General features: G+C 43.1%; 9 protein-coding genes and 1 tRNA gene. 4 read left to right on the top strand and 6 right to left on the bottom strand.

The genetic code is table 11. The features are described 5' to 3' along the window. The first annotated feature begins 207 nt into the window (after positions 1–207). Entirely contained in the window at positions 208–1,068 is an 861-nt protein-coding gene (gene tesB / locus R7Q09_RS02645; protein WP_005378575.1) for an acyl-CoA thioesterase II, read from the top strand. Between the two features lie 68 nt (positions 1,069–1,136). On the opposite strand, the gene R7Q09_RS02640 is transcribed toward tesB, so the two are convergent. Continuing rightward, positions 1,137–4,178 carry a cadherin repeat domain-containing protein gene (locus tag R7Q09_RS02640; RefSeq protein WP_318070484.1) on the bottom strand — a complete coding sequence of 1,014 codons (3,042 nt, stop codon included), beginning with the start codon at positions 4,176–4,178 and terminating at the stop codon, positions 1,137–1,139. A 456-nt stretch (positions 4,179–4,634) separates the two neighbouring features. Continuing rightward, positions 4,635–5,099: an Lrp/AsnC family transcriptional regulator gene (locus R7Q09_RS02635; protein WP_025998626.1), complete on the bottom strand. Its 465-nt coding sequence runs from the start codon at positions 5,097–5,099 to the stop codon at positions 4,635–4,637. Between the two features lie 140 nt (positions 5,100–5,239). Between R7Q09_RS02635 and R7Q09_RS02630 the strand changes: the two genes are divergently transcribed. After that, positions 5,240–6,334, top strand: a complete 1,095-nt coding sequence (locus R7Q09_RS02630; RefSeq protein WP_318070483.1) for a PLP-dependent cysteine synthase family protein — start codon at positions 5,240–5,242, stop codon at positions 6,332–6,334. Positions 6,335–6,396: 62 nt separating this feature from the next. Here the strand turns inward: R7Q09_RS02630 and R7Q09_RS02625 are convergent, their stop codons facing one another. After that, entirely contained in the window at positions 6,397–6,714 is a 318-nt protein-coding gene (locus tag R7Q09_RS02625; protein WP_005378586.1) for a DUF1244 domain-containing protein, read from the bottom strand. A 214-nt stretch (positions 6,715–6,928) separates the two neighbouring features. Here R7Q09_RS02625 and R7Q09_RS02620 point away from each other — a divergent pair, with 214 nt between their 5' ends. Further along, the gene (locus R7Q09_RS02620) at positions 6,929–7,504 is read left to right on the top strand and encodes a porin family protein (RefSeq protein WP_318070482.1); all 576 of its coding nucleotides are present in this window, start codon (positions 6,929–6,931) and stop codon (positions 7,502–7,504) included. 90 nt (positions 7,505–7,594) lie between these two features. On the opposite strand, the gene R7Q09_RS02615 is transcribed toward R7Q09_RS02620, so the two are convergent. From R7Q09_RS02615 to R7Q09_RS02605, 3 genes are all read right to left on the bottom strand, one after another. Beyond that, positions 7,595–7,792 (bottom strand): type II secretion system protein, encoded by a 198-nt coding sequence (locus tag R7Q09_RS02615; RefSeq protein WP_031781369.1) that lies wholly within the window; start codon positions 7,790–7,792, stop codon positions 7,595–7,597. A 221-nt stretch (positions 7,793–8,013) separates the two neighbouring features. Continuing rightward, positions 8,014–11,127 (bottom strand): multidrug efflux RND transporter permease subunit VmeF, encoded by a 3,114-nt coding sequence (gene vmeF, locus R7Q09_RS02610; protein ID WP_318070481.1) that lies wholly within the window; start codon positions 11,125–11,127, stop codon positions 8,014–8,016. Next, on the bottom strand, positions 11,127–12,221 hold the full coding sequence (locus R7Q09_RS02605; RefSeq protein ID WP_318070480.1) for an efflux RND transporter periplasmic adaptor subunit: 1,095 nt from the start codon (positions 12,219–12,221) through the stop codon (positions 11,127–11,129). Before R7Q09_RS02605 ends, vmeF begins: the two co-directional genes overlap by 1 nt. 292 nt (positions 12,222–12,513) lie before the next feature. Between R7Q09_RS02605 and R7Q09_RS02600 the strand changes: the two genes are divergently transcribed. Continuing rightward, a tRNA-Tyr gene (locus tag R7Q09_RS02600) sits at positions 12,514–12,580 on the top strand.

Raw genomic sequence — 12,580 nt, 5'->3', positions numbered from 1 at the left:
TTATAGGTGTGGAATATAAAACTGTCTGCTTCCTGTCACTTTATTTGACAATAGTTTGACTGAGTTAGAATTTATCAAACAATTGATTTTGTTTCATAATTGGAACAATACTATTTCTAAGTTACTCAATAGTTCTTAACTATGCCACTTCACAAGAGTGAGGCTGTTGAGGTAACTTGGAATGAAAGACAACGGTGAGGAGACACAATGAGTAAACCACTACGAGAATTGCTCAGCCTACTACAACTCGAAAAATTAGAAGAAGGCTTGTTTCGTGGCCAAAGTGAAAACCTAGGTTTGCCTCAAGTTTATGGCGGTCAAGTAATTGGGCAAGCGCTTTCTGCTGCGCGCTACACCGTTGAAGAAACACGCACGGTACACTCCTTCCATAGCTATTTTTTGTACCCTGGCGATCCAGAAAAACCTATTATTTATGATGTAGAAAATCTGAGAGATGGCCGTAGCTTTAGCACTAGACGCGTAAAAGCAATTCAAAATGGACGCCCTATTTTTTACCTAACCGCATCCTACCATGGCGATCAACCTGGGTTTGATCATCAAAAAGAAATGCCAGATATCCCTGGTCCAGAAAACTTTGCTTCAGAGAGTGAGCTCGCAAGCCATATTGCAGAATTTCTACCCAAACGCTTACGCAAAACATTTTGCGGGGAAAAGCCAATCGAAACTCGCCCCGTTACGGTTATCAACCCTTTGAAGCCCAAAAAAGCAGAACCCAAACAGTACCTTTGGATTCGTGCTAATGGTGAAATGCCAGAGAATCAGCTAATTCACCAGTACCTTCTGGCCTACGCATCCGATTGGGGATTCCTTGTGACAGCAATGCATCCACATGAAGTCTCATTAATGACGCCTAACTTTCAAGTGGCCACCATTGACCACTCTATCTGGTTCCATCGTCCGTTTAAGATGGATGAATGGCTTCTATATGCGATAGAGAGCCCAACGGCGAGCAATACTCGTGGGTTGGTCCGTGGCGAAATATACAACCAGCAAGGTCACTTAGTGGCGACCGCCGTGCAAGAAGGGGTGATGCGTTACACGAAATAGCTCGTGTTCGCTAGACGAAAAAAGGAGTGCTGTTCCGCACTCCTTTTTTAATGGGTATCAAACGATGATTAATTTGGTTGATACTTCATGTTAACAACCGACCATTCGTAAAGTGATTTCGGGTAACCATATTCACCTTTCCCGTAAATGACATTTGGGTCGGCATAGAATCCACCTTTATTCGTTGCTAAAAATTCACGACCCCCACGACGGTAAGTAATCACAGGTGCTACTAACTCATACTCTACCTTTTCCATCTTCGAGTCATCAATTATTAAGAACCGAGTCATACGAATCGTGCTGCCGCTGGTGCAGTACCCTGGGTCATCATAGTCAATTGCTTCAAAAGGCTTGAGATCATCTTCGAACAGCTCTGATGTACATCCATCAAATCGAGCTAAGTGTACCCACGCTCCTTTTATTAGAGTTTGGTCATCGTTACCCACCGGCTTGAATGCAAGTAGTGCAATCTTACCTTTGCCGTATAATTTCAATTCTTCGTCCGTTGGCTCACGCACTGAACGAACGTTCATCAAACCAAACTCACTTTCTTCTAAGTTAGAAAACTCACGTGCATTTAGCGTGCTAAACAATACTGTTTGTTCAGTTTCAAGCAATGTATATTGATCCGCAACACCTTCATCTGCAAAGCTTAGATACAGCTGGACTTTCTTACTTTCCAACGCTTTGTAATCTCGAGATTCTCCTTCCGAAACGTCGAGAGAAATCCAACGTCTTTTTACTGGTGGGAGGTCAAGTAACGTCAGCTCTTCCTTATCAACATCTAATGAAGCGACACCGTTAGTTGTTGAGCCGGATATTTGATAGCTGCGTTTTCCTATTGGTGTACCAAAATCTAGCTTAACCTTTTTAAATGGTTCAAATTCCACCTTCATTGTAGAAGTACTTAAACCAGGGTGCTTCGCTTTGTTAATAGTGCCATTTACGACGATTGTTTTAGCTTTGTAGTTGCGTCCAGTAAGAGTAACCTCTACTTGGTACTCGCCTGCGTGCAAAATCTTCAAACGCCCCGTATCAGGGGAAACTAGCTCGACCACAGGATCTTTTTGGTTAATAAGACGGTAACTTGCCTTCGCAGTCCCACCACTCATCACTGGTGAGATAACACTACCAGCGGAGAATTCTACCGTTGGGTAAGTAACCGATACAGGGTTTGTGCCTTGTTTAATCGTGACCGAGAAACTACTTTCACCCGGATCCACTTTGTCGTCCCCCGCATCCGAAACAATAATTTTTGTGCTACCCGCGTTAAGAATTTGCATGGCACCCGTTTGGCTGTTTAAGGAAACTACATCTGTTGCTGCGTTGTCTGCAAATCGGTACGTAACTTCCCCAACCGTACCAGAGATTTTCGGCGCAACAAATGTTTGGCCAACCTTCCAAATCTCTTCCACATCGGATTGAACTTCAATTCGGCTCGGCGCACTCAAAATTGTCACGTAGACTTTTTGATCAGGACCAACAGTATAATTCGCGCTCTCTTTTCTGCGCACAGTTAGCGTCGCTTTACCCGCTTTATACACATGGAGACGTCCTTCACTAAAACCACCGACAACATCTGGTGCGGTGTTATCTACAATCTCAATTTGCTCGTCAGCACTCAAACCAAAATCACGGTGAAGATCAAAACTGTATTTGTTGCTGTATACAACGTCATAATCGTGCGTTGCCATGGGTTGGCCTTCAGCCTTTGCAACTTTAATGACGACATTAAATTGAATAGGTTGGTAGAACTCCCCACCATCGTCTTCAAACTTAAGGTCGTACTCACCCGCAGTCACTACCTCCAACTTGCCGTCAGTCATTCGTAAGCCATTAGGTAAGCTGCTAACTAGATTTACGTTACCTTTTTGCCCTTTAAACGCCAGAGGGATTGAAAGATTTGGTTGATAGGTAAGCGGCATTTCAATGTCTTTTATAACGGGATGAGGCGCGCGATTAACTTCAAGATCAAAACGAGTTTTGCTTGCAGGATAATTACGCATGTCATGCTCGTAAATTTCCACTTCAGCAGCACCAACACCTTTGATCAGTAATGCTTCACCATTTTCAGTTTTAGCGACAACGTCTTCACCACGAATGATTCTCAGCTCATAGTCACCGTAGGCGTTCGTCACCTTAGGGAAAATTCGTCCACCTTCCTCATAAGTTGTGACGATATCCGCTGCGCTGATTTCTTGACGCTTGCCTTGTTTTACATCCACAAAAAATTGCGCTGTTTGCTGTTTATCCAGAAACGCGTCGCTGTAAGTTGCTGTCGCTTCAACCGTTAATTGCCCAACATTATGAACAAGAAGCAAACCCGTTTCAGGGTCTAGCAACTCGGCCACCTTGCTGTCTGGTACGCTATTTATAATTTTGTAAGAAATACGTTGCGTTTGAGCTTTATCTAAACGCACTGGTTCTAACGTCAACCCTTCTCGATACTCGTCTTCAAGCAAAGCGAACTGTAATTGCCCCGGAGCTACTGCATGCAGTTTAACCGTAGCGCGAACTTGTTTCGGCAAGTAAAAGTCGTTACCTGAATCAGTAATCAGCACCGATGCCTGACCAACTGAACCTAATGAATATACCGAACCGTTCTCATCAACACGAATCAAGTTATGACCACTTTCTACCTCATAACTCAGTTCGCCTTTTTGGCCACGGACGATCAACGCTTTTCCTTCTGACTCAATCGCATTGAAATTCAGATCACTCACTGAAAGTTCAGTATTGATGCCTCGCTCTACAGTGACAGAAAATCTTGCTTCAGAAGATTCATAAGCAGAGCTACTATCTGTAGCAAGAATCGTCGCCGTTCCTGGGCGCAGAATTTGTAGTATTCCTGAGTCATTAATTTTCACGACATTTGGCGGATTAGAGTCAATGACTTGGTAAGATACCGACCCATGTACATTGCTCAGTTTTGCTTCAGTAACCGTTCCCACTCCTTCAAACTTCAACACCGTGTCTTCCACTTTTAATTGCGGGCGGTTCTGCTTTGTTACCGTAGTTGGTGTCTTCGTATTGTTCGGCTTAGAGTCTCCCCCACCGCCACAGCCAGCGAGTAAAGCTGCGAGAAAAAGCAAATAGTAATTTCTGTTCATTTTTAGTAATACTTTGTTACATACAAGATGGGGCGATAATAATACGATGTTTTATTAATCACTATCCCCATTTTTGAGTACTTTATTACTTAAGTAATTGCTACTGTATTAATCCTAAAAACAAATACTCAAAAATAGCGACCAAATTACATGAAAACACAAAAAGCAAACGTTTAAATCAAACTCTTCCATTAATTTAGTAAAAATTAATATTCAATAAAATAAAACATGAAAAAGAAAGAGAAAAAATTGCGTTATTTTTTCTTTCATTATGATGTATAGGATTAATGGACTTTAAAAAAAAATGGTTAATGAAAAATAGAAGAGAGAATAAATATCGTTTATATTTATAAAAATCTGGTAGGAAATAGTTTTAAAAGCATAATCAAACTACCTTTTAACATTTAAAATACTAAAAGGTAGAATTAACATTAGATAGAATTCTTATAGGGCGAGTTATTTTAGGATTGGTAACTCTGTTGTGTATTTAATGGACTCCATAGCAAATGTTGAAGTCACATTAGATAGCCCTTTTACACTATTAACTAACCGCTTATAGAATTCGTCAAAACACTTCATATCTTTGACTAGTACTTTCATCATGTAGTCATACTCGCCAGCCATACGATAAAACTCCATTACCTCAGGAAAGTCACTCACAGTTGTAACAAAATGGTGATACCAACCTTCGGAATGATCAATCGTTTTTAACTGAACAAATGCAATGAAAGATAGCTCGAGCTTTTCTGCACTTAACAACGCCACGCGTTTTTCGATGTAGCCCTCTTCTTCCAACCTTTTCAAGCGCTTCCAGCATGGTGTTGTAGTAAGATTGACTCGCTCAGCCACGTCATTTAATGACAAGGTGCTGTCGGTTTGTAGTAAAGCAAGCAGCTGCTTATCTATTCGATCTAAACTCATTTCTATAAAACCCATAAAATGTAGAAAATTTTTCTAAAGATATCTTTATTAAGAGTAACAATAGCAAAGTTTTTCTCGGAAATTATAGATAAATTATCCCTATCTAATACTTATCTATCGATTTCCCAAGGAGAGACGCCATGTGTACTGACCACAATTGGATCAACAATGCAGTGCGTAAAATTGAAGCAGACTTCCAACGTTCTGCTGATACTCACTTATTTAAACTCGAACTACCTTCTCTTGATGGTATCGATATCTATCTAAAAGATGAGAGTACGCACCCTACAGGCTCTCTTAAGCATCGATTGGCGCGCTCATTATTTCTTTACGCTATTTGTAATGGATGGATTGGTCCTGAAACCACTGTAATCGAGGCGTCCTCAGGCAGCACTGCCGTTTCGGAAGCGTATTTTGCGCGTTTACTTGGCTTACCGTTCATTGCCGTCATGCCGAAAACCACTGCACGTAAAAAGATCGAACAAATTGAATTTTACGGTGGTAAAGCGCACCTTGTTGAACGATCAGATCAGATTTATGACGAGTCTCGACGCTTGGCTCAAGAGCTAAATGGTCACTACATGGACCAGTTTACTTATGCTGAACGTGCGACTGACTGGCGCGGTAACAACAACATCGCGAACTCTATCTTTAGCCAAATGGAGTTAGAAGATCACCCGATTCCTAGCTGGGTAGTGATGAGTCCTGGAACAGGCGGCACATCAGCAACCATTGGCCGTTTTATTCGTTACCAAAAATACGACACCAAGCTTTGCGTGGTAGACCCTGAAAACTCAGTGTTTTACGACGCTTTCCAGTCAGGAAATCACTCATTGAAAAGTGATACTGGCAGCAAAATTGAAGGTATAGGGCGACCACGTGTCGAACCAAGTTTTATTGCTGGTGTCATTGATGAAATGCGCAAAATTCCAGACGCAGCCAGTGTGGCAACCGCCCATTGGGTATCTCAGCTGATTGGGCGTAAAGTCGGCGCATCAACAGGCACCAATCTTTACGGTGTGCTGCAATTGGCTTGTGAGATGAAACAACGCGGTGAGAAGGGTTCTATCGTGACGCTTCTATGTGATTCTGGAGAGCGTTACCTAGATACGTATTATGACTTAACATGGGTAAAAGAGAACATCGGCGATATTCAACCTTACTTAGCTCAACTCGAAGTCATTCAAGCAAAAGGTTGCGTTGAGCCAGCTTGTTGCGGCTCAACTAACGCTTAACGTGCAAACTGGACTTTAAAAAAACAGCCCAACTTCATGCGGGCTGTTTTTATCGCTGGGTTTTACTTTTTCTGGCGCGCTTCAAACGCAGCCAATTGTTCTGGCGTTGCCGCTGGTTGATGATTTTGTTTCCATTCATCGTAAGTCATGCCGTAAACACGTTCGCGAGCGTCATCAATATCTAAATCCAAACCGAGATTTTCAGCCTCAGATTTATACCATTTGCTAAAGCAGTTGCGACAGAAGCCCGCAAGGATCATCAGGTCGATGTTTTGTACGTCTTTGTTGGCATCTAAATGCGCCAATAAACGGCGAAATGTCGCCGCGTCTAACTTATCTTGTTCTTCTTGAGTCAAGTTTTTGTATTTGAATTCAGCCACTTTCCTTTCCTTCTCTCTTATTTAACTAGCTTTCGTCACCATATCTAGTTAGTCGGTAGTCATGAGTAAGAAGTATGCTTTAGCGCAACAATTCCCATTCTAAAATCACTACCTTTGATAAAAGCTGATATGATAATTACCATCCATCCTATTGATTAAATTAACATTTAAACAAATCATTACAACGGTCTTTTACCAAGGTTATCGTCTAGTTATGAAAAACGCCATTCTATTATTGTCTGCCTTGACCATTAGCGTGCCAACTTTAGCTGCTCAAGAACAAGCTCATCAATCTTATTTTTATCTGGGTACTGGTAACGTTGGTTTTGATACACCGTACTTCGGCTCGGATAGAGACAATGAGTGGTCAACACCACATATCACAGTTGGCTGGGGTTACCATGTAAACCAATACCTCGCGTTTGAAGGGGTTCTGCGCTATTCACAAAATGAACTTAAGAACGATGCTCTAAAAACTGACTTAGATCTTCACTATTACCAAGCAGGTATGTCTGCTGTTGTAACAAGTGATAACTTAGGCGATACGCCGCTGTCACTGTTTGGTCGCGTAACTGCGCTTGGCACTCAAGCTGAAATGTACGTACCAAACGAACAAAAAGTCACAGATGACTCAGGCGCACTATTCAACATCGGTGCTGGCGTCCATTGGGATATGAGTACAGATATCTGGTTACGCGCAGAGTACATTTATAATGTCGCAGATATGGATTTTGAAGATTTTTACGACAGCTACGAAGGTGTACAAATCAGCCTAGGGAAACGCTTCTAACATTAGATAGCACCAAGTTTCCATAATTGAAAAACAAAGAAGCCGAGAGTTTTGCCTCGGATTCTTTTAGATTCTATAGTATGTCGTCACTTACTGAACAGAGAACGTTTCTGTTGCCTCTTTGTTCACATGGTTGCTTGGTTGACCAGCATCGAGAGAATGCAAAATACCATCTTGACGATCTTTTAATGCATTCGTCAACGTTGGAAGTGCGGTAGTTGCTAGCAGCGCCATAACACCTGCAACTAAAACCATTTCGACCATGTAACTACCACGTACTTTTTTCAAGGAAACACCTCAATAATAATAGGCATAGGCTGCTTTCCTAGCATTAAACCTAACAAGACCCAACATTCAGTCAAAACGATGAGCGAGTCCTGTGCCCCTCGAAGAAGTGGCGAAATAATAAACAAAAATAATCATTAAATCTATAAGTAATCACTATCTATATAAAAAAACACCGAACAAAAATTGCCCGGCGTTTTCAATCAAAGCTTTACGTGCTACTGCTAGGGGTGGGCAACACGGCCCTTCGTATCATGGCTAATTGCTTTGTTTAACTCTGCTTCTATATGACCTGGTGCTTGTGTTTTCGCCGAAATCAATCGGTACATTGCCGGGATAACAAACAAGGTCACCAATGTCGCAAACCCCATCCCGAAAAAGATTACCGTACCCACGGCAATACGACTCTCATAACCCGCCCCTGTCGATACTATCAACGGAATTGCGCCAGCAAGTGTGGTAAACGCAGTCATCAAGATTGGACGTAGACGTCGCGCAGCTGCATCAATGATCGCTTTTTCAAACCCAACGCCACGATCACGTAGCTGATTGGCAAATTCTACGATCAAAATACCGTTTTTCGTCACCATACCAATCAACATGATCATGCCGATCTGGCTATAAATATTCATACCTTGGCCCATAATAACCAAACCAAGGAAGCCACCAAATACACCCATCGGCACCGTAAACATGACCACTAACGGGTTTACGAAGCTTTCAAACTGAGCCGCCAACACGAGATACGCCACTAGTAGTGCCAATGCAAACACAACAGCAACACTTGCTTGGTTCTCTTTAAAGTCTTTCGACTCCCCCGAATAACTCACCGAAATGTCACCCGGTAAGTTGTCGATGGCTTCCTGGTCTAGGTAATTCAGCGCATCTCCTAATGTATAACCTTCCGACAGGTTGGCAGTAATAGTGATGGACTTCTGTTTGTTGTAGTGAGAAAGACGAATAGAGGCCGCCACTTCTTCAATTTTTGTGACCGCATCTAACGTCACTAGCTGACCGCTATTCGTGCGCAGATAAATCTGACTTAAATCTGCAGCATTATTAAAGCTATTTTCATCACCGCGAAGATACACATCGTACTCTTCGCCACGCTCAACATAAGTCGTTTCGCTTTTACCACCGAGCATGATTTCTAGGGTGTCAGAAATGTCTTTAACACTGACTCCTAGCTCTGCGGCACGCTGTCGGTCAACTGTAACCAATAACTCAGGCGTTTTTTCCGAGTAATCTATCTCTGCTCCTTCCATCATTGGTGATTCTTCTGCTTTGTTCTTTAGCATTTCAGCCCAAACAACGAGCTCATCGTAATCAGAGCCGCCTAATACGAACTGAACTGGCTCACTCGAACCACCTTGGAAACCTGGCATAAATGGGAACACTCGAACATCTGGGATACCCGCCAATTCTTTCCGTACTTTGTTAAGGGCTTGCTGAGCCGTGATATCACGTTCGTTCCAATCTTCTAGAATCATGATCACAAAGCCTGTCTGGTCTCCTGCCTGGCCACCAAACGCTGGCGTTTGGATACTGAATGACTTCAGATAACCTTGCCCTAGTAATGGCATCAATCGGTCTTCGACAATATCCATATTGGCTGACATACGATTGTACGACGTAGCATCTGCACCGCGCACAAACGCGAATATCACACCGCGATCTTCTTGTGGGGTCAGCTGGGCCGGTACCTGATTCATCAAGAAATAGCTACCGCCCAAACAAGCTAGAATCACCAGCGGAGCAGCCCAACGTACTTTCAATGCACCTTTCAATAATGCGCGATAGCCACTCTCAAGCTTGCTAAACAAGCGATCAACCGCTTCATTGAATCGATTTGGTTTTACATTCGCTTTCAAAATCTGACTACCTAATACAGGAGTCAGCGTCAGGGCAATCAAAGAGGAGAATATGACCGACATAGCCAGCAATACAGAAAACTCTGTAAATAGTAGACCTACCATGCCATCCATAAAGGAGATCGGTAAGAACACCATCACCAGCACTAATGTTGTTGCTATAACAGCAAAACCAACCTCTCTTGTGCCTTTATATGCGGCGAGTAATGGCGATTCACCGCGTTCAATATGGTGGAAGATATTCTCTACAACCACAATTGCGTCATCCACCACCAAACCAATCGATAATATCAACGCCATCAAGGTGATCAAGTTGATAGAAAACCCAAAGTAGTACGCGGCAATGAACGAAGAAATCAGAGAAACAGGTACCGTAACCGCAGGAATTAAGGTTGCACGAGCTTGGCCGATGAAAATGTACAACACCAAAATCACCAAGCCGCCCGTGATAAATAGCGTGCTGTACACCTCTTCGATTGAACGCTCGATAAATACTGTCGCGTCGTAATCTATCGCAAGACGTGTACCTTCTGGTAAGAACTTCTGGATGTTATCGACTTCAGACCTAACCAGCTTCGCAACCTCTAACGGGTTTGCGTCTGACTGCGGTACCACACCAAGACTGATGTTTACTACACCATCACTTTTGAAGGTTGAATTTTCGTTTTCTGCACCAATGAAGACATCTGCTACATCTTTTAAATAGATAGGTGTATTGTCGCTTGCGCGTTTAATGACAAGATATTGAAAATCTTCAGGCGTGTTATAAGTACGAGCCGTACGCACGGACATTACCGTTGAGTCGTTGCGAACTTCACCACCTGGGCTTTCTAGGTTCTCACTTCGCAAAGCTGATGTAATGTCTGAAGCTGTAACTGAACGTCCAGCCATTAGTTCTGGCTTAAGCTTCACGTACATTACCTTGTACAAACCACCGGAGAGATCAATGGAGCTAACCCCAGAGATCAGGCTAAAGCGGTCCATCAATACACGTTCGGCATAATCGGTTAATTGAGTACGGTCCATCTCTGCAGAACTGAGATTGATATAGAGCGACGCCTCTCCCGAGCCATTGTTCTTATAAACAATAGGGTCATCCGCTTCATCAGGTAGCGAGCGCTGAGCACGAGCCACAGCATCACGCACGTCGCTCACACCTGTGTTGAGATCGTAACCTAATTCAAACGTGATCGTGATACGCGACATGCTGTTACGAGTAGTGGAGCTAATTTCATCAACTCCACTGATCCCAGAAAGCTGGTCTTCCAAAACGGAGGTAATTTGGCTTTCAATAATAGTCGCCGATGCACCCTCATAACGCGTACTGATAGAAACGACTGGGCTTTCTATATCAGGCATTTCACGAACGGCTAATTTGGTGAATGACACAAAGCCAAACACACACAACAGCATGCTCAGAACCAACGCCGCGACAGGGCGTTTAACTGAAACGTCGGACAGTAACATTAGTTTTCTTCCTCATCCGATTCACTGTCATTGCGTGTCACATCCGTGGTGTTCGCTTTTAGTGGCGCGACAATTTCTTTCACTTCGACACCATCACGCATGTTAACAATGCCTTGAACCACAATCTTGTCACCAATCTCAACACCAGATTCGATCACCACCTCGTTACCAACACGAGCACCTAGCGACACTTCTTGACGAGTAGCTTTGTTGTTTTCATCAATTACATATACAAAACGTTTAGTTCCGGAGTATTCAAGCGCTTGAACAGGAATGATTGGCGCCTTAATAGCAGGAAATGCTAGTGAAGCGTTCATCAACATGCCCGGCTTCAATTGATTTTCTGGGTTATCAAACTCAATACGCACGCGAAGATTCAGTGTTTCGGCGCTGATCCGCGTATCAATACCTGTGACTTGACCAGTAAAGGTCTGGCTACCCCATGCACTGGTTTTAGCGATGACTTCCATACCAATAGAAAGCATCGATAAATAGCGCTCCGGTACTTGTAAATCCAGTTCCATGACGGAAAGATCATCCAACGTCAAAAGTTCAGTACCGGCACTGACCATTTTGCCGCGGCTAAAATCGATAAAACCAACAGTGCCAGAAAATGGGGCAGTAATATGGAGATGAGCTAAATTGGCTTGAGCAGCATCTAGCCTCGCTTGTGCTATTTCAACACTGGCTTTTTGTGCATCGATTTCAGTTTGAGTAATCGCATTCCGCTTAACCAAACGTTGGAACTCTTTTAACTTACGCTGTTCATCTTTTAGATACGCCTTTGCCTCAATCAAAGCGGCTTGAGCCTTATCGTCATCTAACTTAATTAATAGCTGGTCTTGCCGGACATTTTGATTCGCTTTAACAGCGATTTGATTCACTTTGCCGGCGACTTCCGATGCGACAACCACAGACTCCGCTGCCTTTAATTTGCCGATAAGAGTTAAGGATTGATTGATCTCGTGCGTTTCTACTTGTTCAGTCACAACGGTAACCGCTGAGCCTCCTCGCATCGCAGCGCAAACCGATGGAGAACTCAGTAATATAGAAAGCGTTAAAACAGATAACGATAACGTGGCTTTCATGCTCATGATATTGACTTCTAAACGAATAAACTTATGTCATTAAACTGCTTACAGTTTATCAGTAGATACGGTGTTTAACGTCAAGTAGTGTAAATTCAAGTAAAAAGCGCGCCTCTCTTCTGTTCAAAGGACAAACAAAACGCTGACTTTCTACCATCTTTGCCCAAAAAGACAGCATTCAACGTAAAAACGTAAGAAAAACGCTTTACAGCCTGAGCGAGTTTGCTATGATTCGCTCCGCACTTGGGAGATGAGTTGGGAAAACATCTTACTAAGTATAAAAATCCTCTGGAGGGGTTCCCGAGTGGCCAAAGGGAGCAGACTGTAAATCTGCCGGCACTGCCTTCGATGGTTCGAATCCGTCC

This window comes from Vibrio sp. 2130-1 (assembly GCF_033339515.1).
This window is presented reverse-complemented; position numbering and strand designations above follow the sequence as displayed.

Bases quoted from the DNA above. Each gene is read 5' to 3' on its own strand.
- tesB (WP_005378575.1), top strand. From the start codon at position 208: ATGAGTAAACCACTACGAGAATTGCTCAGCCTACTACAACTCGAAAAA.
- R7Q09_RS02640 (WP_318070484.1), bottom strand. From the start codon at position 4,178: ATGAACAGAAATTACTATTTGCTTTTTCTCGCAGCTTTACTCGCTGGC.
- R7Q09_RS02635 (WP_025998626.1), bottom strand. From the start codon at position 5,099: ATGAGTTTAGATCGAATAGATAAGCAGCTGCTTGCTTTACTACAAACC.
- R7Q09_RS02630 (WP_318070483.1), top strand. From the start codon at position 5,240: ATGTGTACTGACCACAATTGGATCAACAATGCAGTGCGTAAAATTGAA.
- R7Q09_RS02620 (WP_318070482.1), top strand. From the start codon at position 6,929: ATGAAAAACGCCATTCTATTATTGTCTGCCTTGACCATTAGCGTGCCA.
- vmeF (WP_318070481.1), bottom strand. From the start codon at position 11,127: ATGTTACTGTCCGACGTTTCAGTTAAACGCCCTGTCGCGGCGTTGGTT.
- R7Q09_RS02605 (WP_318070480.1), bottom strand. From the start codon at position 12,221: ATGAGCATGAAAGCCACGTTATCGTTATCTGTTTTAACGCTTTCTATA.